At 42.9% G+C, this 23,986-nt stretch carries 17 protein-coding genes; 6 read left to right on the forward strand and 11 right to left on the reverse strand.

The window, feature by feature from the left end; all coding sequences use genetic code 11:
• Positions 1–24: 24 nt before the first annotated feature.
• The 5 genes from B3E00_RS16220 to B3E00_RS16240 are packed head-to-tail and all read right to left on the reverse strand — an operon-like array spanning position 25 to position 6,275.
• A complete protein-coding gene (locus tag B3E00_RS16220) occupies positions 25–1,590 on the reverse strand; it encodes an SLC5 family protein (RefSeq protein WP_293881057.1) in 1,566 nt (521 codons plus the stop codon).
• A complete protein-coding gene (locus B3E00_RS16225; protein WP_293888244.1) occupies positions 1,571–2,962 on the reverse strand; it encodes a hypothetical protein in 1,392 nt (463 codons plus the stop codon). The genes B3E00_RS16220 and B3E00_RS16225 overlap by 20 nt, the downstream gene beginning before the upstream one ends.
• 3 nt (positions 2,963–2,965) lie before the next feature.
• Positions 2,966–3,733: an SDR family NAD(P)-dependent oxidoreductase gene (locus B3E00_RS16230; protein WP_293881060.1), complete on the reverse strand. Its 768-nt coding sequence runs from the start codon at positions 3,731–3,733 to the stop codon at positions 2,966–2,968.
• Between the two features lie 31 nt (positions 3,734–3,764).
• Positions 3,765–4,943 carry a galactonate dehydratase gene (gene dgoD / locus B3E00_RS16235; RefSeq protein WP_293881062.1) on the reverse strand — a complete coding sequence of 393 codons (1,179 nt, stop codon included), beginning with the start codon at positions 4,941–4,943 and terminating at the stop codon, positions 3,765–3,767.
• Between the two features lie 9 nt (positions 4,944–4,952).
• Positions 4,953–6,275: an aspartate aminotransferase family protein gene (locus B3E00_RS16240; RefSeq protein ID WP_293881064.1), complete on the reverse strand. Its 1,323-nt coding sequence runs from the start codon at positions 6,273–6,275 to the stop codon at positions 4,953–4,955.
• A 153-nt stretch (positions 6,276–6,428) separates the two neighbouring features.
• Here B3E00_RS16240 and B3E00_RS16245 point away from each other — a divergent pair, with 153 nt between their 5' ends.
• Positions 6,429–7,226, forward strand: coding sequence for an SMP-30/gluconolactonase/LRE family protein (locus B3E00_RS16245; protein ID WP_293881066.1), 798 nt, complete (start codon positions 6,429–6,431; stop codon positions 7,224–7,226).
• A gap of 30 nt (positions 7,227–7,256) precedes the next feature.
• Here the strand turns inward: B3E00_RS16245 and B3E00_RS16250 are convergent, their stop codons facing one another.
• The 6 genes from B3E00_RS16250 to B3E00_RS16275 form a co-directional block, all read right to left on the reverse strand.
• A complete protein-coding gene (locus B3E00_RS16250; RefSeq protein WP_209575775.1) occupies positions 7,257–7,895 on the reverse strand; it encodes a GntR family transcriptional regulator in 639 nt (212 codons plus the stop codon).
• A gap of 66 nt (positions 7,896–7,961) precedes the next feature.
• Complete coding sequence (locus B3E00_RS16255) at positions 7,962–10,610, reverse strand: hypothetical protein (RefSeq protein ID WP_293939316.1); 2,649 nt, start codon at positions 10,608–10,610, stop codon at positions 7,962–7,964.
• 4 nt (positions 10,611–10,614) lie between these two features.
• Complete coding sequence (locus B3E00_RS16260; protein ID WP_293939317.1) at positions 10,615–11,607, reverse strand: DUF4466 family protein; 993 nt, start codon at positions 11,605–11,607, stop codon at positions 10,615–10,617.
• An 8-nt stretch (positions 11,608–11,615) separates the two neighbouring features.
• Positions 11,616–12,011, reverse strand: coding sequence for a hypothetical protein (locus tag B3E00_RS16265; RefSeq protein ID WP_293881073.1), 396 nt, complete (start codon positions 12,009–12,011; stop codon positions 11,616–11,618).
• A gap of 25 nt (positions 12,012–12,036) precedes the next feature.
• The gene (locus B3E00_RS16270; RefSeq protein ID WP_293881075.1) at positions 12,037–13,869 is read right to left on the reverse strand and encodes a RagB/SusD family nutrient uptake outer membrane protein; all 1,833 of its coding nucleotides are present in this window, start codon (positions 13,867–13,869) and stop codon (positions 12,037–12,039) included.
• An 11-nt stretch (positions 13,870–13,880) separates the two neighbouring features.
• Positions 13,881–17,066, reverse strand: coding sequence for a SusC/RagA family TonB-linked outer membrane protein (locus tag B3E00_RS16275; protein ID WP_293939318.1), 3,186 nt, complete (start codon positions 17,064–17,066; stop codon positions 13,881–13,883).
• A 374-nt stretch (positions 17,067–17,440) separates the two neighbouring features.
• Here B3E00_RS16275 and B3E00_RS16280 point away from each other — a divergent pair, with 374 nt between their 5' ends.
• The 5 genes from B3E00_RS16280 (at position 17,441) to B3E00_RS16300 (ending at position 23,751) form a co-directional block, all read left to right on the forward strand.
• On the forward strand, positions 17,441–18,961 hold the full coding sequence (locus tag B3E00_RS16280; RefSeq protein WP_293939319.1) for a PQQ-dependent sugar dehydrogenase: 1,521 nt from the start codon (positions 17,441–17,443) through the stop codon (positions 18,959–18,961).
• A 5-nt stretch (positions 18,962–18,966) separates the two neighbouring features.
• The gene (locus tag B3E00_RS16285) at positions 18,967–20,199 is read left to right on the forward strand and encodes an Nramp family divalent metal transporter (RefSeq protein WP_293939320.1); all 1,233 of its coding nucleotides are present in this window, start codon (positions 18,967–18,969) and stop codon (positions 20,197–20,199) included.
• Positions 20,200–20,205: 6 nt separating this feature from the next.
• Entirely contained in the window at positions 20,206–21,228 is a 1,023-nt protein-coding gene (locus B3E00_RS16290; RefSeq protein WP_293939321.1) for an NAD-dependent epimerase/dehydratase family protein, read from the forward strand.
• Positions 21,228–22,289, forward strand: coding sequence for a dihydrodipicolinate synthase family protein (locus tag B3E00_RS16295; protein WP_293939322.1), 1,062 nt, complete (start codon positions 21,228–21,230; stop codon positions 22,287–22,289). Before B3E00_RS16290 ends, B3E00_RS16295 begins: the two co-directional genes overlap by 1 nt.
• 268 nt (positions 22,290–22,557) lie before the next feature.
• On the forward strand, positions 22,558–23,751 hold the full coding sequence (locus B3E00_RS16300; protein WP_293939323.1) for an MFS transporter: 1,194 nt from the start codon (positions 22,558–22,560) through the stop codon (positions 23,749–23,751).
• Positions 23,752–23,986: the final 235 nt, after the last annotated feature.

Consider the following 23,986-nt stretch of genomic DNA (forward strand, 5'->3'; position numbering starts at 1 on the left):
AAGTAAATCTTGCAACAAGTTAAGTTAAAAATAACGTACATAAAAATAGAGTACAAGCACCGTAATGATTATCCACCACAGCGTTGGATTTCGAAATCCTCGATAAGCGGCTTTATCCTGATCGGGAACCTGAAAAGTTTCGCCTGTGAGCACAAGATTTGTCAACCTCGTTTCTGCAACCGCAGGTGTCATTAGACTGACTACTGCACAAGCGATCATACATGTCCAGAATACAATACCAGTTCGATTGAAAAATGGCATTTCAGGCAATGCATATTCCAAAAGTAAAGACAGCGGAATGGTCAATAAACCAGCCGTCAATGCTCCTTGCGATGTTGTTCTTTTCCAAAATACACCCATCAAAAACATAGTTGCAATACCTGGTGTGAAGAGACCATATAGGTTCATTAGATAAAGAAAAACTGGTTTATCCGAATAACTGATTAGAACAACTGCACTCATGATTCCGAGAACGATAATCGCTACTCCGGCGCGCTTCCCAAAACGGATGGCTTCATAGTCCGTTGCATTTTTATTAATGTACTGGCCATAGATATCAACTGTCAGAATCGTCGTACAGGAATTGATCGCACCCGAAATATGAGACATAATTGCCGAGATTAATCCGGCCATAACCAACCCTACCAGACCTTTGGGCAATAATGTTTCTACCAAGGTCGCGAACAGCAAATCGGGCTGATCGAGATGCGGTAAGAATTTAGGAGCAACCAATGCTGGAATGGTAATAATCAGCGGAACCAAAAATTTAAGGTAATCGCCAAAGATTACCCCCATGCGTCCATGCCATTCATTCTTTGCAGCCAATACGCGCTGCACAATAAATTGATTTGTGGCACAATAAAACACACTAATACATAACAACCCGCCAAGATACATGGTCCAGGGAAAATCAGGATCAGTTGCGGGATAGAACATTTTCCAATCTTTGGTTGAATCGATAACAGACTGAAATCCTCCCGCTGCATCGATGGTTGCAAAAGTCAAAACTATCCCCCCCAGCACCAGAATGACAAGCTGCACCATTTCTGTCCATATTACCGCCTTCAGCCCCCCTAACACCGTATACAAGCCCGTTAGAATTGCCATGCCAAAAATACTGTATAGGATAGGAATACCGAACAAAGCATGTAACGAAAGGCCACCCAAATAAAGAACAGCACCAATCTCCACGAATACATAGGTAAACAAGATCAGAATAGCATAAAGCACCCGGGTAGCATTGCCATATCTTTTTTCGAGGTATTCGGGAATCGTATAAAAGCCATTTCGGATATAAAATGGCAGAAATATCCAAAGCAATGCATTAAAACCGATTAGAATGGCTCCCCACTCCAAGGTAATCGCTACGAAACCACGACTATAAGCAGCGCCCATGGCTCCTACCAGATGATGGCTGCTGATATTTGCAGCAATGATACTTCCGCCAATCATCCACCAGGGCAGCTTATCGCCCGCGAGAAAATAATCACGTTTTGAAACGGAGTTTTTTCGAGAAGCATATAATCCCAGTACCACTATACCGATAATGTATACGGCAAAAATAATGATGTCAATCCAATCGAGTTTCATCGGTCAATAATGTTTGAATTCCTAAGTTCGTTTGTTCAATAAGTATTTCAAGACTTCCACTGGCATAAGGGCTTTGCCACACGGCATAGATATCCTTATCATAAAGCTCCCTTGGTGCGAGATACCCTACATATCCATTGGCAATGTTGATAAAAACAATTGTGTGATCTGGAAACTGAGCCCTAACCTCCATTTGGTAACAGGAATAGGCTTCATTGGCCTGGGCTACTAATACCGCATCTCCCATTTTCCATATCCATACGGGAATAATTGCTTCCTTTTTGTTCCCAATAGATTTACATGTATTATATTTTCGCCAAAGGCGGTCTTTGAGCACACGATCGGTACAGCTTTCATATTCCTTTAAAATGGCTTCGGGACTAGGCAGATTTTTGTAAGGTACTTTGACCGATACTACCGTTTGTCTAAAATCGGTTGAAACAGGCTGTTCCTGAAATTCCCAGCAGGCTAATGGAGCTCCTGAAATCAATGCCTCTCTAAACCCCCAGTTTTTATGACTATGCTGTTCTTGGGCCAGTGTCGCAAGCACGGCATATCCCAACTGTTTTCCATTGGCTTCTACTATTGTCGGATCCTTTACATACTGTCTCCGTGGAGCCAGATCTCCCGATGCGCCCTGCAAAAAAAGACAAGGTACAGCAAGCACGCTTTCCACCGTATTTCGCATTTCGCCTACGAAATCGGGTGAGATCAAGTCATTCTCATGAGCAAAACTTGTGGGATGGCATGCATAATTGCAAATAACCGCCTTTAAATTTTCGGCACTGTCATGTAATCGCCCGACCAACAGCGTTGTATCGGCTGTTTTCAATGGATTGTAACCAATCAGATACTGTGCATCCACCTTCAAATCACGGTCGCTTGCCAAATCACAAACGCCATAATTCCAGATCAAACTTCCTTTAAACAGCGTACTGCGTGCCGTTTCAATACAAGATATCGCCTGTTGTGTAAGAAATTTCAGGTAAGGCACAATCAGTTGTCCGCCAGGCTGCCCGGCATCGCTCGAACAGATACTTGGGCCTGCATGTGTATGTGATAGTGCAAAAATCAGCTGCGATTCATCGAGATCAAAATGCTCAAGTAGCGCAAAGCGCAAAGCTTTCTCATCGGCTGCATTTTTCCACCAGCCCAGGTCTGCAGTTACTATAATTGCAGGCGGTTGATCAAAGGATGCGATATACAAACAATGCATCATCAGCGGCTGGTGGATAGCTGTCGCCTGATCAAAGGCAGCAGCACCCCAATTACGGGAATAAATACCGATCGGCGGCGTAATATCAGCCTGACTAAGTCCGAACCTTGCGGCCAACCTTCCTGTTGTATCTTTAAAGCTATCTTTTTGTTTCATAGCCTAAGGTCTAATCAAGGAAAGACCGCCATCCATCACAATAGAAGTACCAGTCATATGCTTACAGTTGTCTGAACAAATCCAAAGGACCTGTTTAGCGATCTCATCAGCTTCGATGATCTCACCGAGGGGCACGATCGCTTTTGCTTTTTCCTGAAGTTCACTATTTGTCGACCATACAATTTTACTCAATCCTGCATTGACATAGCCTGGCGCAATTTCATTGATGCGAATCCCATCTTTGGCATACTCAAGTGCCAAGGCCTGACAGAGCATCCTTATCCCTGCCTTCGAAACACTGTAAGCCGGTAAATTCTGATGGACTGCATGTGCTGCCCAGCTACCGAGAAATACAATTGAACCCGCAGTACCACCCGCTATAAATGATTTTGCACAGGCATTGGCCATAAAAAATGCACCATCAAGATTAACGGCCATTTCATTCCGCCATTCGTGGCTTGTCAATGTCCTAAAATCTTTGATCGTAACACAGGCAGCATTGGCAATCCCAACGGATATCGCCCCAAACTCGCGATGTATGCGTGCAACCCAGGCGTCCACCTGTGCTGCATCAGCCACATCAACCTGATCGTAAAAGATGCCAGTTTGGGATCTTCCTAATAGCGGCCATCGCTCGTTAGCGATATGGGGTTCAAACCGATCTGAGATACAGACGATGGCCTGCTGCGCTAAAAATGCCTCAGCCATTGCTCTTCCGATATCACCGAGCCCCCCGCTGATCAACACAACTTTATTCTTAAATTCCTCCATCTACGCTATTTTAAGAGTACCAATATTAAGACTACCAATCCCCTACGCTACCATCCTTGTAAAATGTTCGCTGCAATATCTCCTGCTGAAAAGGATGTCTCTTCACTTCTTCTTCATTGATTTCAATACCCAATCCAGGTCGTGTATTCGGAAGCACAATACGCCCTTTCTCCTGAACCTTAAACCCTTCGGTAACTACATCCTGCCGCCATTCGACGTCCTTATGCACGCTCTCACAAATAATATAGGAAGGTGTTGCAAAACCCAGCTCGATAGAGGCTGCTGTACTCACAGGGCCCTGTGGATTATGTGGTGCCATTGACACACGATAGGCATCAGCCAAAGCCCCGATCTTACGCGCTTCAGAAAGACCGCCGCAATGAGTGATATCGGGTTGAATCACACTCACCGCGCGCCTCTCGAGCATATCCCGGAATGCATGTACACCAATCAATCGTTCGCCCGAAGCAATAGGTGTGGTAACAGCACGCTGGATTAAGGCAATATCTTCCATGGTCTCTGGCCAGCAGGGTTCTTCAAAAAAATACAGCCCATAAGGCTCCAGCGCTTTAGCAAACTGCATCCCCATACGTGGACTAGGCCGCGCGTGACAATCTACCATGATGTCAATATCGTCGCCCACCGCATCACGCATGGCCTTTACACAAGCCTCTGCATATTTAATTGGGCGAAGACCTTCTAAAGACATGGTTTCAGGAACAGCCATCGATTTAAAAGCTGTAAAACCTTCATCAACGGCTTTCAGCGCAAGATCACCAAATCTCTTCGCATCATCTGGAGCCGTCTCATAAAAATCCTCCATGCGACCACCTCCTAAATGACAATACAAACGAATATAATCACGTACTCGGCCGCCCCACAGCTCATGACAAGGAACATTGTGTATTTTGCCCAGAATATCCCATAAGGCGATATCAATACCACTGATGGCCGTACCTCGAACGATCCCGTTTCCATGCCAGAAGTGTTGTCTATACATCATCTGCCATAGATACTCGATACGACGAGGATCCTCCCCGATCAACAATTGAGAAATATCTTTGATTGCACCGACCACACTCTGCGTGTGCCATTCTAATGTGGCTTCGCCCCAGCCCCAAAGACCAGGCTGGTCGGTGATGATTTTGACAAAAATCCAATTTCGCATGCGCGCATGGCACACAAAGGTTTCAATAGCGGTTATTTTCATAGTTAGGGTTTACAAACTTTTTATCACGCGTTCAGTTGCTTCCAAAGTCCTGTCAATATCCTCCTCAGTATGTGCAAAGGAGATACTTCCTTGTTTAATTGGCGCTGGAAAATTGAAAATTCCCTCTTTAATGAGCTTCTTACGATATTGGGTATCCAATTCAAAGTTGTGGTTATCCAAAATATCATGAAAATTCACAGGCGCATGATCCATAAAATATGTACAGAAGGCAGATCCTTGTCGTGCGACATAAAATGGTATGCCTAATTTAGGAAATATTTCCTTATATCCTTGCTCCAAACGCGCACCTAATGCTTCGACATGGGCATAAACGCCATGTTTGGAGCTACCCAATTTTTTCAATGTCGCAATTGCCGCCGCAGTAGTTAATGGAAAAGCATTAAAAGTACCGGCAATCATAACTCTTTTGGATTTGTCGGGATCCACAAAGTAATCCATATATTTTTTCTTTCCTGCAATAACACCCAATGGATAGCCGTTTGCAACCGCCTTTCCGAATGTTGAAAGATCTGGTTGAATACCGCAGATCGACTGGTATCCGCCCAGTGCGTGTCGAAATCCGGTTTTCACTTCATCAAAGATCAATAGAAATCCCTGCTCGTCGGCCATTTTACGCAAACCCTCCAAATAACCTTCCTGTGGCTTTACAATTCCAATATTCTGTAAAATCGGTTCCAATAAAATACAAGCAACATCATATTTTTGAACCACATACAGCACGCTTTCTAAATCATTATAGTTCACAATATGGACTAAATCGCTGTGGTTTTTGGGAACACCGGCACTTAATGAATCGAAAGGATATTCCCCAGGGCTTTGGTACGACCCCACATCTGCACGTTGGCTGATCACATTACACGACACATCATTATGCCAACCATTATACCCGCCCTGCATCACAATCACGTGATCACGCCCTGTTACAGCCCGGGCAATACGGATGGCATGGTAAGTTGCTTCCGATCCTGTCGTCGTGATCTGAACACTCTCCACGGAAGGAACAGACTGACAAAAAAGCTCTGCAAATTCACCTTCTAATAAGGTTGGCCCTGCTCCCATCAACACTTGCTGCTCCTGCAATGTCTGCAACACTGCAGCATTGACATCGGGATCATTATGCCCCAAAAAAGATGCTGCAAATCCGGCCTGATAATCAATGTACCTATTGCCGTCAATATCTTCGACTTGGCTGCCCTCTCCTTTTACGAAGCAGATATTAGGATCTGACTTCCTGTTTAAGGACACCACTCCACCAGGTATCCATCTTGCATTCTCCCGCAGTATAGCGGATGATTTTTCATTTTCTTGCATGCTTATTAAAAATTTTGCTATTTATTATTGTTATAATTGGATCATTACGGCTGCGTATGACGCAGCAATTTGTATTTAAATTCGCATTACTTTATGTATACCAAATTACGATATTTTTGTATACATTTAAAATAAATTTTAAAATTTTTAAAAATGAATATTCTTTTAGACGGACTTCAATTTCCGGAGGGCCCGGCTTTCGATCATAAGGGCAACATATGGCTTGTCGAGAAAGAAGCAGGAAACTTGGTTTACTATAAAAACAATCGGCATAGCAGAATAGCCGTTGGCGGCCATCCCAATGGGATTGCGATAGACAAAAAAGGAAATATCTGGTTTTGCGATTCACAACAAAATAGCATACGCTACTATGATCCCATTCACAAAAAATGCACGACCATCACTACAGAAATTAAAGGAAAACCCTTAAAGATGCCCAACGATTTATGTTTTGACCGACTTGGCAACCTATTGTTTACCTGCCCAGGAGATGACTTAGCGGATGGCACAGGATACCTCTGTTGCCTGAATACACATGGCTTGCTTGCTAAAATCCAAACCGATTTATTCTATCCAAACGGATTGGCCTTCGCAGCAGATCACTGTTCGCTCTTCGTGGCCGAAACAGGTACCAAATGGATATGGCGAATGCGCTGGAATCCTATATCATGTCAGGTAGAACATAGTGAAAAATTCCTAGAAACAGGCGGGAGCATCGGCCCAGACGGGATAGCTTTAAGTCATGATAACCATCTTTTTGCGGCAATCTATGGATCACAGCACATCCTCTCGATGGATATCAACAGCAAGACTACAAAGGAAATTTTTACTCCTGGAATGAATCCAACGAATTGTGCCTTGGATCGACAAGGCATTCAAGGACTAATTGTTACCGAAGCCCAAAATGGGCAATTATTACAGTGGGACTGTACAAAAAAGGGTCTATTGTAACCAATAGACCCGCTATAAAAACCAAAAATACTAAACTAATTCCAAAGCTTCCTGCTCACCTCGATCCAAATGATGCACCAGCGTAGTGTAAGCCTTATTCCAATCATCAGCTTTCAGCGCATCCACAATCGCACGATGCTCTTTTTCCGTATCCAAATAATCCTCCATTTGGCCCATAATAGCTCCAAGTTTCATATGAAATAAAGGGATATTACTGTTCTTGTAAATGGAAATTAATCTTGAATTACAGGTCCCCTCAATAATCCGCTCATGAAAGCGTACATCCGCTTCACACGCACCACCATAATACCCTTTGCTAACCATTTCAGAAAAATCATTGCATATCAATTCCAAATCTTCGATAAGTTGTTTATTTTTCTTTGAAAACAAAATCTTCAAGGCCCCTATTTCGAGAAGTTCTCGAAGTTCACGAATATCCTTTACATCTTCGACCGTCATTTTCTTCACAAAACAACCACCTTTTTCACCAAATTCAACCAGACTTTCTCCAGCTAAACGCATAAATGCCTCGCGAACAGCAACTCTGCTTACATTAAGCTTATCTGCCCAAGCGCTCTCCACCAATCTTGCCCCCCCAACCAGTTGACTAGACAAAATTTTCTTACGCACTTCTAAATAAACCTTATAGGCAAGCGAATCCTCTTTCATATTGTATACAATTTGGCACAAAAATAAGAATACAAAATCATTAAAAAAATTTAAACAATATATTCTTTAATTAATCCTTCCTTCTTGGGCATCATACCGCCTACCCGGAGATAAATAAATAGTTTCGGCTTTAGATTTCCAACTGGTTGTATGATTTCCCTTAAGAACATTTATATTAAAGCTACTATTTTTTAATGAACTTTTCATATTCCAGAAACCATCTTTCAACCCAACCACAACAACTTCATAAGACTGATCTCCCGGCACCACAAGCTCAATAGGCTCATCAAGATATCGGTTTGGTTTTGCAATAACAAGCAAACGATCAGCTACTTTGATGATGTAATAATTCGATTTTTCGTCGTAGTGCAATGGTAATTTTGAAGAGCCGCTTTCCGTCATCTGAAAAACCGAAGCATAACTAAACTGATTATTTTGCTGTTTAGGAGAAACCATAATCCGCGTTCCCCGTGCCTCTGGCCAAGGAGATTTCACGTGATAAAGATCACCAAAAACAAAAGCTGTCGAATCGCCTGAATACATATTAACCTCACTGTCCGCTAGCTTCGGTTTCAGCAGATCCACATAAGTTGAACCAGCTACATTTTTAAACGTACTGCTCAGCACAAATCCTTGTTCCGTCTTCACTGGCTTTTCCAGGGTATTAATCTGCCAATAGGGCTCAAATTTTCGATCGTTCGTTTCCAGCTCGTCCAATAGCACAATGATAGCCGGCACATCCTTTCTCTTTAAATTCAGAAATAAGAAACTTTTAGCATAAGCTTTTACTTTAGCCGTGTATGCTGCGGTTAGATCTACATTAAAATAGCTGTAGTTCGGCTGAATGGGATCCGGACCGAAAGCTGAAGCCCTAATTTCACCGGTATGATACCACGAATCATGGATAACTTCATCAACCGTCCTCGGAAAACGCTGACTGAAGCGCGTTCCACCATCATTGGTTTTTGTTCGGAACAAAAGGGGCTCGACAGGATCACGCACCAGCATCATACTGTGCGAGACCGACCGTTTATTAAAGTTAAAATCATAGGGAGAGCCATACGAAAGATACAAACCCAGATCGCCGACCTGAATTCCATGGTGGTAAATCTGTAAAGCCCCAGCATCTGCATGCTGATGATTGCCGAAATGATAACCACCCCCCTTAATCTCTGCAACAACATTAGAACTTTCTTTATCTTCACTCCATCCTGTGCGGGCAACCATAGACCCTAAAATAGGTCCAAAATCTTTGGTCAACGGCATTTTATCACGTCCAAAATCTGGTTTCAATTTAGGATCGTCCAACAAGAGAAACAAGATTGGATTATCTGGCAAACTGCCCTGCTTGATAAACTCAGCCTTGATTACCGGATCACCTGAATAAGCATAACAAAGAAGCATGGTTTGGGGATTTTTCCAATAGAAGTCATCACTGCTGTTGTACTTTACGTTGAACATATCTCCGTCACGCAACATTTTACCATCCGGCGTCCGCATGTAGAGCCAATAGTACGGCATATTTTTGATATTATCATCGAAAACTGGATAGCCCAGCATGCGGTCAAACAACCAGGCACCATGCATTTCCCAGCCAAAACGATATCCGCCGTAATCAACCCCTTGATTATGACGCGGCGACTGATACTCAAACTTGCGCATCGGAACCAATTCTTCCAAAATGGAATAGGAAGTATATTTATAAGGTACGGGATCTTCGTCATACAAAGCAATACTCATTGCAAGCAAATCGCGCGATATCTGCGCCTCGTTCCCATGTCCATTAATAATACTTTCGATACCATAAAACGGTGGCCAGCCAATTTCCATATCCTGCGCCAGACGCATCATATTTTTATGTAAGCCTGTTTTGGTGCGCATATCCAACAAAGCGTAACACCAGTCATAAACCAACGCTCCGGTATAAATAGCACGCCCTAACTCACGCGTTATATCTCCATAGGATACGTTCCCAAACTCCAACATTTCTAAGTACTGATCTGCCAGTACCACCGCCTCCTTCCCTATTTTTTGGTCGTCAGACATCAGGTAATAAAATGCTTTAGCTTCGATAGCGCGCTCGAGCTTTTCGTCGTAAAACGTTTCTTTATCCGGATCGAAAGTAAACTGAACAGGCTGCAGCGCAAGCGCTTTCACTTTTTCCCACGCCTCCAGATGATCAGCCTCTTTAAGCCTACCTTTAACGAGCAGCAAAGATTCATTATTCACCCATAATCGGGGATGTCCTGCAGGCGGAACAATACGGGGTTTATAATTTTCTGCCGCAAGAGGCACAACTGGTGGTACAAATGCATGGATCGAAACAGCTTTAACCTTAAAATCGGCAGGCAACAGCATATTGACCGTTTGCTTACCTTTCTCAAAATAGAATTTACCGAGATCCTGCTTCGCACCCCTAAAACTATCAAATACGATACGCTTGGTCGGTCGCGAAGCACGAACCTCAATCGTAGCATACAGTGTCACCATACCCGTTTTATCGGCGGCTTTTATTTTATTCAAATCAGTCACTTCACCTTCCGAAGTTAAGCTATAGACACCTGCAGCCGGGATATCTACCTGTACCTGCAGATCCTGCGCCTTACCTTTTACCGAAGTGACCTTTGCCTGTTGCCCGTAGGCGCTACCGAGGATCGCCATAAAAGCGACCCCCAACATGCCTAACTTGACTTTTAGCCATATCCTCACACCCATATCCTTATTTTACTTGCAATCTTTTTACACTTATCTTCATTTCTTTGGTGGTATTATTTACGCTATTCACAAATACATAAGCGTTGTATTTACCATCGGCTGTCTGCACCCATATTCCTGCTTCAGCTTTGAGATTAATGGCAAAATCCGGGGCATCTGCAAAAGATTTATCTTCCAGATCCATATCATCCACAAATACACTATATTGCAATCTTGCCAGCTGCTGGTCGCGCACGGTCCAAGCCTTCACAATCTTCGTTTTATTGGTTAATCCTGCCGGCAAAGTGAAACTCGGAAAATAGCCGGTATCCGCCGTGGGCGCGACCAAGGAATGTGCATAGGTCACTGTCGGCAATGCCCGGTACAAATAAACAAAATCAATTTTATCCGGGTTTGCTGCCGCTTCTGCCGCAGTATACCATTTCAAGTCGGCAACAGAAAAAAAGCAAGCCGCGCCATCCTTCCCCGTCAAGTCCAAAGCCATATCCATATTACGGATCGCATAAGCTTCCGTTTTCAATGTGATCTCCTGTCCATTACTGGCCTTTGCCCTGAAGGTAAAGGTAACGGCTTTGCCCTTTGCCGCTGCCGGTATTTTATAACTATAGCGCAAGGTTGAAGCTGAGGTATCTTTTGTAAACTTTACCTCCATGCTATTTCCATTTACGGTTGCCGGATCACCAACGACAACACCGACATCAGCCCCTGTACTACTTGTAGCATATGATTTATTTTCAAGCATTGTACCTTCATCCCCCACAATACTGGCCTCGACCGAAATAGAGGTCAGTTTTCCCTGATCCGGCAATATCGCCGCAGCATAAGCAAAATCTAGTGTAGAACCAGCCACATTGGGTCCTAGAGAACGTTTAATGATATCGTTTTGTAAGCCATCTTTTGCTTTTGGAACTTCATAAGCTTCTTCTTTACAAGAAACGAACAACAAGAATCCAAATCCGAGAGATAACAGCCCTATTTTTAAATAATTTGTTTTCATCTGCTTCCTTATTTTTGTACTGTCAAATAAACCTTATAAGTCTTGCGCACCTTTCTGTTTCCCGACACGACAGTCCATTCGCGCGGCGTACCCAAATTGGAAAAATCTTCCTTTCCTAAAATCTTAGGATCAAGTACCGCATCAGTGACCAATGAAAACTGTGGGTATAAATTTTTCAAATCTGTGCCAAATAGCACCTCTACGTTGATGGTCTGCGCGAGGGTATCAACTACAGCAGCCTTCGTACGTACTGTCTGAAAATCAGCCCCCAAAAGCTCAAAACTACTGACATAACATTCCGACCTATTTGTGATCAATAAACCATCCTCATCGATTGGATAATCTTCCTTACAACCGGACAAGCTAACAAATAGCATTCCGATTAAAAATAACGTATATTTCATTTTATTACAGTCAAGTGTTACCATATTATTTCCAAGGCATATTTTGTGTTAAATTCGGATTTCTTGAACGTTCTGTTTCTGGAATTTGATAGATATAACATCTTTGATACGTCAATTCAGACTCATTGAAGAAAAAGCGCTCCCAATTATTACCAAAGCTATCCTGAAACCATTTCCCATCCCCATAAGGTTTACCAAATGCCGTTTCCAGTTTACGCCATCTCCTCAGATCAAAAGGACGTTGACCTTCACCAAACAACTCAACAATTCTTTCCTGCTCAATAGCATCAAAGAAGGCGTCCCGAGAAGCAGTTTTAGCGCCAGCCAGTGCCGGCAGATTACCACGACGCCTCACCTTATTGACTAGCTCGATTGCATCTGACTGTGGACCACCCACCTCATTGGTTGCTTCTGCATACATCAGGTATACATCAGCGATACGCATTAAAGGCCAATTGTAATTTCCATCGCTACGCGCCACACCGCCATAATTGCGCACAAATTTACGCGATTGCAGTCCCGAAAGATTGGTGGTATTATCGGTGAACGAAGATTTATAAGAAACACCGTTTACGGTCACTGCTGCCCCCCAAGTCTTGTAGATAAATGGAATATAGCCGGTCAATTCTGTAGGGCTCATGCTCATTATCAATTCGTAATCCCACAACAAAGTTGCTTTCATGCGATAATCGCGATTACGGTACGATTCGGGGTTTACAGCAGAATTTACCGTCGTACGTGCGGCTGGATTTTTCACTGGATCCATCTGCACCATTTTAGGTAAGAAATCTCCGGTAACGGTCGATTGATACCGGTCGGCCAGTTCATAACGCGGAATAGCCTGATTCTGCCCCAAAGACACCAGCGGTCCAGTCCATACCCGCTGATACTCCTCACTCTGTTTTGTTCCGACACCACCATGCGTCAGCACCATGACCATCTCTTCATCCTGACTCAAGTTACCTGTTGACGGAATAAACATATAATAATAATTCGGCAGCACATCTGCTTTACCCAATTCACCCCATTGACCCGGATCACCATTTCTAAACATTTTGATCCCAAAGTCATTGATCACGCGCTTAAAATCCGCAGCAGCGGCAGCATATGCCGCCTTGGCATCCGCAGCAGACTGGACAAATCCATCCAATTCGGGCCATCCATTTTTCTTCCACGAGCCCCAGTACAATTGAAACTTACCACGAAACGCCAAGGCTGCAGGTTTTCCCGCCCTACCAATAGCAGCCCCTTTATTGGGTAATTTGTCCACCGCATAGTTCAAATCAGCCATAATGGAATCTTTCAATTGTGCAATAGGCATTCTCCGTACCGTATCAGCCTCGGCAGGAGCGGGTGCCGACTTATAAAAATAAGGCACATCACCCCAAAGGGAAACCAGCCTAAAATATGCGATGGCGCGCAGCAATCTAGCTTCCGCTACGATAGTTTCCAATGTTTGCTTTACCGCATCTGTTTTTGCAAACGGCAACAAACGCGCATTGGTATTTTCGATGACAAAATTAGAACTGAATACAGAGCCATATAATGCCCTATACATTGCAGAAGCTCCAGAACCATAATTCATGGGACTATTGACGGTCATTGAGATTGGCGCCGCACCCGTATTGTACATCTTCAGAAAATCTCCATGTCCATCAAAATGGTAATCGCGATCAAAACAAGGTCTGAAGATGGAATAATTTGCCATTAATGCAGCAAGTGCATCATTCTCATTCACCCAGAAAGTTTCGGAACTTGGTGTTGTTGTCGGATTCTGATTTAACAAATCTTTGCGACAGGCGGATAAACCAAGCAGCAGCAAAGAAGAAATAAACAGTATGTTATATATCGATTTCATAAGTTTAAATATTATAAGTCTACATTCAGTCCAACCACAAAACTCTTCGTCATTGGATAGGCATCATTGGTATAGGTACTTTTTTCCGGATCCAGCCCTTTGAAACTGGTCAATACCGCTAAATTATCTACCGAACCAAACACACGCAACTTTTGAATACCAAGCTTCGTCAGTAATTCTTTCTTAAAAGTATAACCAAGCTGCAGATTTTTCACCCTTAAATAAGACATGTTTTGCAACCAAAATGTACTCAAATATCCATTAGGGCTTGTTGACCCCAGCGTACTTGGAAGCAACTTAGGATAGTCGGCATCGCGGTTATCTAAGCTCCACATATTATTCCACTGGTCTTCAGTAATGGCCTGATTTGCCGTGCCTAAAAAGTTCGAATTCGCTTTATTCATCCAAAATTCTTTTCTTCCAGTAGCAGCTTGAAGCAGAAAGGAGAAATCAAAGCCTTTGTAATCTACCGAACCTCTAAACCCGTAATTAACCTTGGGTCTGCCCAACTGATACGCTGGATACGCCACACGATCATTCGCATCCAATTTACCATCACCATTTACATCTTTCAACAAGATATCCCCGGGAGAAGCGCCCTGAGGAACAGCATTATAAATATCTTGCCAAGATTGTGCGATACCCAGCGACTCAAAGGCATAAATAAAGTTATAAGGCATATCAATAAATACCGAACCTCTTTGCAATTGTTCGTTCCAGGAAAGCAACTTGTTTTTATTATAGCCCACATTAAAGTTCAGCATATACCCAACATCCCCTTTTCGGTCATTCCAGGTCACATTTGCCTCGAGCCCTTTATTCATCATATCGCCAATATTCCTTCGGGGAGCGGTAAATAAACCTGTCAGATGCATCGATACGTCCGAAGGGCGATTCATACCAATCGTTTTTCTTTCGTAGTAATCCAACTCAGCGGTTAGCTTATTGTTAAAGAAGCCAAGATCCAGACCCAAGTTAAACACACGCGTCTTTTCCCAGGTCAGGTCATAGTTGATCAGTTTCTTATTGATCAGACCTTTTACCACGGAACCGGTACCTGTACTGTTGTCGATCAAATAATAAGGACTGGAGACCAAAGATTGCTTTTGCTCATACAAGCCTACACCACTATTATTACCCAAAGAACCATAAGAAGCTCTGAATTTGGCCGAACTCATTTTGATTTTATCTTTGAGTGACCTCATGAATACCTCATCCGAAATTCGCCAACCCACTGCGGCAGAAGGAAAGAACCCATATTGATCGCCCGGCAAGAACCGGGAAGAACCGTCTACCCTAAAGTTCCCTTCAAACATGTATTTTCCAAAAGCCGTATAATTCAATCGGCCAATATAAGAACGGAGACCTTCTGCGGAGGATGATCCAGAAACATTTTGCACATCTTCGGAAGCACCATCGATTTCATGCAAACTCGGGTGTAAGCGATCCAACCGGCTCCCCGCCAGCACACGATTATTCCAATATTCTTCCGAATACACGGCCAGAGCAGAAAAATCATGATTGGCACCAAACTTATGGTCGTAACTCAGCTTGAAGTTCAGCTGTGTTTTGTAGTTGTTTCTGTCGGTATTATAAATACCATCATTTGTTGGAACAAGATCCCGGATAGACAATCCCGTCCGGATATTATATAATTTTGTCGGCATATCTGCCTTCCATTGAAAACGGGTATCATAATTTAGGGCATAATCTATTTTGGCCTCAAACCCTTTAAATGGTTTCCAGTTTAAATATCCATTCACCAAAGCCTGTTTTTGATTCATATGGTTTTGGTTGCGTGTCATGTAATCCGCATAAATATTATTGGCCTGTGGACTTTCGTTGTAAGACATCGCACCGCCATAATATCCTGTAACAGGGTCGTAAGGCAATATGCCTGCAGGGGAAGTAAACAAATCCATTCCACTGGTCGAGTTTGCAGTCATACCGTCCTCGTAATTATACCGGTAGTCAGACCAGTTGCCCGAAAACCTGACTCCAGCGCCAATCGTATTCATCACCTTGGTTTCAAAGTTAAATGCAGCATTGTAACGTTTAAAATCATTATTAATCTGTATCCCTTTCTCGTCAAGCATACCGACTGATAAATAGTAATTATTATTTTCAGTACCCCCGTTGATAGAAACGTTATAATTACCACTTTGACCATTGCGGAGAATGACATCCCACCAATCGGTACTCGGATACAATCTTGGATCGATCATACTTAAAGTCAACCACTCGTCGATCGTCCCATTTTTAAAATTGAATGCAGATGCAGCTGTATTATAAGCTTGGGCTCTTTGCGTAGCCGTCATCGCTTTTGCGTAATTATTCACAAAATCAAAAGAGCGAGTGGGTTTGACCAGCGACCTGTTAGCATTAAAAGAGATAGCCGTTTTACTGTTTCTTTTACCAGATTTTGTCGTAATCAAGACAACTCCATTAGCTGCCCTGGAACCATACACTGCTGCCGATGAAGCATCTTTCAAAACGGTGACACTTTCAATATCATTGACGTTCACACGGTTCATATTCACGTCGGGCATGCCATCTACCACGATCAGAGGTCCAGCACTATTGACAGTCCCTAAGCCCCTGATCAAAAGATCTGCCGCGTTATTTCCGGCCATTCCAGAATTTTGACTCACTGCTAAGCCAGGAATAACACCTTGCAATGCTTGAGAAGCATTTGAAAGCCCCCGACTTGAAGTCGACTGATCAAAATTGACACTAGCTACTGCTCCGGTCAAGTTGCCTTTTTTCTGCTTGCCATAACCGACCACAACCACTTCATCCAGCGCGCTTTCACTTGCTTCAAGCACTACAGCCTGTACTTCTTTTCCTGATACCACTTTTGTACTAAAACCAATTAACCGAAATTGAATCTGATCCGAAATGGCACCAGTTAACTTAAAACGCCCCTCCTGATCCGTAACGCTGACGGTCGAATTTCTAAGGTTACGCACCTCTACGCCAGACAAGGCTTGCCCTTTGGCATCCAGCACCTGCCCAACGAGCTGTTGCTGAAATTTAGCTAAACCCGTCGACGGGTTCAAAACATTCAAGATCGGAATCTTTCCATTATTAAGGGAAGAAGGCGTATTTGCAAAGGTCGCCATTGAAATAAAAGGCAGCCCTATTAATAGGCAACTCCTGTTTATTACATCCCGGATTTTAATCTGCTTTAGTATCATGAATACTCAGGTTAAAGTGGTTAAATAAATGATTTATAAGCTCTTTAGTTTATTGGTATTTTTTAAGAAAAAGCAATTTTTAATTCGAATACGATTTATATCGCTTTTCTTACTTTATCATAGTGAATACAATAATATATATTTTTTGTATACAATTCACTATTTTTTTTATTTTTTTACAAATCGTAATGAATGTAGCAGCATGTTTAGCCTATCGAACTATAGCTTTCAATAGAGAATTCAATCCTTAGTGGCACAAAAATCTATTTGATAAAATAATTTTGTATACAATTTAACTTATTTTTTGTATATTTATTTTTATTAAACTACATTTGACTAACCAAATAAATCAAAGGAGTAACCGCAGATCCTATATGAAAAAACAAACATATATCTGGCTTGCATTGCTAATGCCCCTGCTTTCTTCCTGTGTTGCAAAAACGGAGACAGAAAGCGCGGCAATAAACAGCATCCAGCTTGAACATAGTGTACTGTCGCTATCGAAAGAAGCTACAAAGCTCCATGTCCCTTGGGACTTGCAATACGACAAAGTCAACGATGCCATCTTGTTTTCCGAAATCAGTGGAAGTATACGAAAGCTGGATATAAAGACGAAAGCAGTTACTTTAATAGACAGCCTAGCTGACGTGTATCATCAGCGCACTTTGGGACTATTAGGAATGGCACTGTATCAACCGGAAGGTCAGCAAGCCTACCTTTACCTTTCTTATACCAGCAAGAAAGATAGCTCCATTTTTTCCAATTTATATCGATACGAATACAGCCCAGAAGGCAAGCTCGCACATCCAAAATTGCTGTTGCAAATACCGGGGAATACCGGGCACAACGGTTCTAGAGTGATTGTCTCAACCGACAAAAAAGTCTATTGGGCCACAGGAGATGCCGCAAGTGATACCTTCGCCCAGGACAGCAGCACTTTGAACGGCAAAATCTTGCGCCTCAATCTTGATGGAAGCATCCCAAAAGATAACCCGATTGCAAATAGTTATGTATATGCATGGGGGTTTCGGAACATGCAGGGGCTTACGCACGACGCCAAAGGCCTGATCTACACATCTGAGCATGGCGATGCTATTGAGGATGAAATCAATTTGATACGACCGCTTAAAAACTATGGCTGGCCACAGATCGAAGGCATGATTGATACCGATAAGGAAAAGGCGATTGCAAAACGCTCGCCAAGGCAGGAACCCATTAAATCCTGGACTCCCGTCGTTGCACCATCAGGACTGGCCTATTATGGATCCGGTGTTATCCCCGAATGGAAGCATAGTTTACTGCTTGCGACGTTAAAAAATCAATCTTTACGCATCCTAAAATTATCCGCCAATGGCCAGCAGATCGTCGATGAGAAGGTCTTATTCAAAGATCAGCTTGGTCGCCTCCGCTCGGTATTGACTTTACCCAATGGAGATATTTACTTCTGTTCCAGCAACCGCGACTGGAATCCCCAAAAGGGATTTCCACAATCCGATGATGATGTGATCTATCGCCTCCGCATCACGGATAAGGCCTCGGCTCCAATTATTAAACCCACTACATCCAAAGTAATGAACAATCCGGCCAAAACTGGACAAACACTATATGAAGCGTATTGTGCTTCCTGTCACAAAGCAGACGGAAAAGGACTCAACAATACATTTCCACCATTGGCCAATTCGACCCTTGTCAACGGCAATCCAAAGGATTTATTGCGAGTTATCTTACATGGACTGAAAGACAAGCATATCGGTGGAGCAAAATACGAGAGTACGATGCCCTCTTTTTCCTTTCTGAAAGATGAAGACATTGTTGAAATCACCAATTATATCCGCACACATTTTGGAAATTCTGCCAGTACAATCAACCAACAGCATTTAACCTCATTACGATAAATTCTATGGAACACCAACACGAGCCCAAGACTTCTATACTTAAAAATTGGCTTTCAATTTTAGGGCCAGGCATTATTACCGCTGCCCTGGTTTTCGGCCCCAGTAAAATGACCATCACATCCAAAATGGGCGCAGATTACGGTTTTTCCCTATTATGGGTTGTCGTTGTCGCTATTTTCTTTATGATGGTATTTACCAATATGGCTGCACGTATCGGCATTGCTCGCGACGAGTCGTTACTCGCCATCATTCGCAACAAATTTGGAAAAACAACTTCCATTATCATCGGTCTGGGAATCTTCGTCGTGTCGACATGCTTTCAATCCGGGAATGCTACAGGTGTCTCCATCGCTGTTTCAGAAGCCACGGGTAGTAATCCTAAGATATGGATCATCGTTTTTAACGTGATCGGCATTCTATTATTATTCTTTAAGTCCTTCTATGCGCTATTGGAAAAGCTCATGCTAGCGCTTATCATACTCATGTTATTTGCTTTTCTTTCCACAGCTATTATGATCAAAACGCCATCGCATGACTTTTTCTTCGGATTTTTACCGAGTATCCCGCCCGCTTCTGTAGGATTAATTATTGCTTTTACAGCGTCCTGTTTTTCCATCGTCGGTGCATTTTATCAAAGCTATCTGGTGCAATCAAGAAGAAAGTTATCGCCGACCCACGAGACTTTGAAGCGGCAAATTATAGGAAGTAGAATCGGGATTATTATCCTTGGAATCATGAGTGCAGCCGTAATGGTGTGCGCAGCCAATACTCTTCATCCCCAGGGAATTAAATTAAGCTCAGCTGCTGAAATGGGCCGTGCATTGGAACCTCTTTTGGGAACCTACGCTTCACACCTCTTTTTTATCGGTCTTTTCGGCGCTTCATTCTCCTCATTGATCGGCAATGCGGTGCTGGGCGGCTCCTTATTGGGAGATACTTTCGGCTATGGAAACGATCTTAATCACCCCAAAGTGAAATTCTTTATTTCGCTGGTCATGATTTTTGGATCTGCAATTGCACTTATTTTTGGGAACCTACCGCTTGAGCTCATTGTTTTTGCCCAAAGCATTACGATTTTCCTAGTCCCTTTTATTGGATTGATCCTATTTCTAGTCGCCAATGACAAAGAAATCATGGGTGCCCTGACAAATACACCTTTAACAAAATTATGGGCTATCCTTGGACTTATCCTACTTGTTTTTCTTGCCTTTAGTAATTTCTATAATTTAATTAAATAATCAGCCATGGATCATAACAGTTTAGCAGAATTGGAGCAGCAAATACTTGCGCCATCAGTAGACCTCATTGAAGACATCAAAAAGATAGAAGGTGACATTCTTTTTTTAGGAATTGGCGGAAAAATGGGTCCGAGCATGGCCAAATTGGCTATACGGGCTATCCAGGCAGCCGGGATTGACAAGAAGGTCATCGGGGTTTCGCGTTTTTCCACCAAACCACTTCAACAGGAGCTGGAGGATCTAGGCATAGAGACCATTGCCTGCGACCTACTTAATGAAGAGGAACTCAAAAAAATACCACAAGTTCCAAATGTCATCTACCTTGCTGGACATAAATTCGGCACCACCGGAAATGAAGATTTTACCTGGGCAATGAATACCTACCTTCCCGGGATGGTGGCTTCTCATTTTAAAGGATCCAACATCGTCGCCTTTTCTTCGGGAAACGTACTGCCATTTGTACCGATCAGCAATGCGGGTGTTTCCGAGGAAACATCCCCCCAGCCGATTGGCGAGTATGCACAATCCTGCTTAGGCCGCGAGCGCATATTTGAGTACTTTTCAAAGACAAATAGTACACCTACCCTAATTTATCGATTAAATTATGCGGTAGATTTTCGCTATGGTGTATTGGTAGAAATCGCTAAATCAGTCAAAGGCCAGCTTCCCATAGATTTGACGACAGAAAATGTCAATGTTATCTGGCAGGGAGATGCCAATGAAATTGCTTTGCGATCGTTGCTGCACTGCCAGTCGCCAGCCAAAATATTGAATGTCACAGGGCCAGAAATCCTCTCTATCCGATGGATAGCCGAGCGTTTTGCAGAACATTTTAATACAAGGCCGATATTTATTAATGCGCCTGCTGGCACAGCATTACTAAACAACGCTTCAGAATGTCACCGTCTATTTGGCTATCCTAAGACAACGATTCGGGAAGCAATAGACATTACTGCTCAATGGCTAAGCCATGGCGGTGAACTTTGGAACAAGGACACGCATTTTCAAGAACGAAAAGGAAAATTCTAATGAATACTTTAGACCACACATTACAACAGCTACTTTGGGAAGGAACAGTCATTCCTGCACATCCCCTAGCCCTAAATGAGGATCGCACTATCGACGAGGTACATCAACGTCTCCTGACCCAATATTACATCGCCAGCGGAGCAGGCGGAATCGCTGTCGCTGTCCATTCGACCCAGTTTGAAATCCGCGATCCTGAGGTCAATCTCTTTGAAACGGTATTAAAATGGGCTAGCGAAGAAGTCGAAAAAGCACAACTTAATAGGCCATTTATCAAAATCGCGGGCATCTGTGGTACCACACAACAAGCCATTCAGGAAGCCACCATTGCCGTCAAATACGGCTATGATATTGGACTTTTGAGTATGGGTGGTTTACAGACCTGGACAGAACAGGCGATATTAGATCGTGTCAGAGCAGTTGCAGCTGTTATCCCTGTCTTTGGCTTTTACCTTCAACCTGCTGTTGGGGGCCGCATTTTCTCTTATTCCTTTTGGCGGCAGTTTGCCGAAATCGAAAACGTGGTCGCAATCAAGTGTGCCTCATTCAACCGTTACCAGACCTTGGACGTCATGCGGGCTGTAGCCAACTCAAGCCGAAGAGAGCAGATCGCCATGTATACCGGCAATGATGATAATATCGTGAACGACCTTATGACAACCTATACCTTTCCCGTAGCTGGAGAAAACATTTCCATAGGATTTAAAGGAGGGCTATTAGGCCACTGGGCCGTTTGGACAGCAAAAGCCGTGGAACTCCTACAAGAAATAAAAGCATATAAGCAACAGCCCAATAACTGCACCGCAAGTCAGCTACTGAGCAAAGGCATTGCTGTAACAGATAGCAATGCTGCCTTCTTCGATCCAGCGAATGCTTTCCATGGATGTATACCGGGATTACATGCGGTACTCTGCAGACAAGGGCTGATGAAAGGTATCTGGTGCCTAAATCCGGAAGAAAATCTATCCGTCGGACAGCAGGAAGAAATTGATCGCGTATATAGCGATTACCCAGACTTAAATGATGATGAATTTGTCAAAGAATTTCTGAAATCGAGATTCTAATAGGTCAATCTCTTCAAAAGGTCTCATTGTCCCTGGCCCGTCACGACTGCCAGAGCAATGGGACTTTTCTTTTACCCCCTATTCTTATTTGACGAATCAATGACCAAGCAAGGAAAATAGTGGACAGAACGAAAGATTTGCTTTTTATAACTTTGCGTCATGAAATTTTTGAAAATAGCATTAATCTCCACCCTTCCGTGACATGCCAGCTATTTAAGGCAGCGTGAACGTCCGTAGCGACGGAAAACAAATAAAAATTTTATAAAGGATGGAAAAAAACACTACCCCACAACAGTCATTTATACCGACAATACTTGCATTTGCACTTGTTCCGATTACCGGGCTTGCCACAGATATTTATCTTCCTTCAATGCCACAAATGGCGCAGGAACTTGGCTTAAATGAAAGCAAAATTCAATTGACGCTTTCGCTTTTTCTAATTAGTTATGGTATCGCTCAGTTCTTCACAGGAGCATTGGTGGATGCCTGGGGAAGGTATCGCATTAACCTCATTTCACTTTTTCTTTTTATTATTAGTTTTTGGGTAACGGCACACACGCAGGATATCTGGGTTATCTACCTAATGCGGATTTTACAGGGAATTTTATCGGCATTTGTTGTCATCTCCAAAAGAGCCTATTTTGTAGATGTCTACGACGGTGAACAGCGTAAGCACTACCTGAGTATCATGACCATCGTCTGGTCGATCGGACCGATTGTGGCTCCCTTTATCGGTGGTTACCTCCAAACACAATTTGGCTGGCGTTCCAACTTTATTGTTCTGGCTGCATATAGTGCTGTGCTCTTTGTACTTGAACTGATCTTTTCCAGCGAAACAATCAGACAGAAAAAGCCCCTTCACATCGATTATTTGATTAGCGAGTTTAAAATGATGCTAAAAAGCATCGATTTTACCTTCGGCATATTCATGTGCGGCATATCCTATGGCCTGGTCATGTTCTACAATCTCAGTGGCCCCTTCTTTATTGAGCATCAACTGGGATATAGCGCGATTACCACTGGCTACACCTCCCTTATTATGGGTTTAGCCTGGATGTGTGGTGGATTTATTGGAAAAGCATTGATCAAAAAGGCATTGATACCCAAACTGAGAATTGCCAACTTTATTCAAATATTGCTCATCATAGGCATGCTGATCGTTTCACTTTATAAAGCGAATTTATATACGCTTACGTTCTTTGCATTTGCAGTACATTGTACTGCCGGATTCGTTTTTAACAATTATTTCAGCTACTGTTTGGGAAGATTTCCATTGTCGGCTGGTATTGCCGGAGGACTAGTAGGCGGAATAACCTACCTGCTCACATCTTCACTCAGCTATCTCACCGTGAGTCTAGTAAACCCTGCTACTCAGTTTCAGATTGGATTAGGATATGGCGTATTTTCCATATTGGGTTTGATCACCTTATATGTGATAAATAAGCTCGTCAAGAGCAGCTAGTTGTTGAATGAGTCTTACACACAGAAAACACAGACCCCCTGTAGTCGTTTGACCACAAAAATACACATACAAGATGAATTGTTTTTAACTTAGTATCAAAAACAACTATATTTGTATCATCATAATTTAGGTTTATAATTGGTTATTGAAGGTTTTCATTCTCCCCGTTTGAAAACCTTTTTTTTCTCCTAATTTTTTAATATCCCCGGTAGCACTTATTCTGGTCTTTTGTGCC

The sequence above is a fragment of the Sphingobacterium sp. UBA5996 genome, assembly GCF_002429765.1.
In the GTDB taxonomy this organism is placed as follows: Bacteria; Bacteroidota; Bacteroidia; order Sphingobacteriales; family Sphingobacteriaceae; genus Sphingobacterium.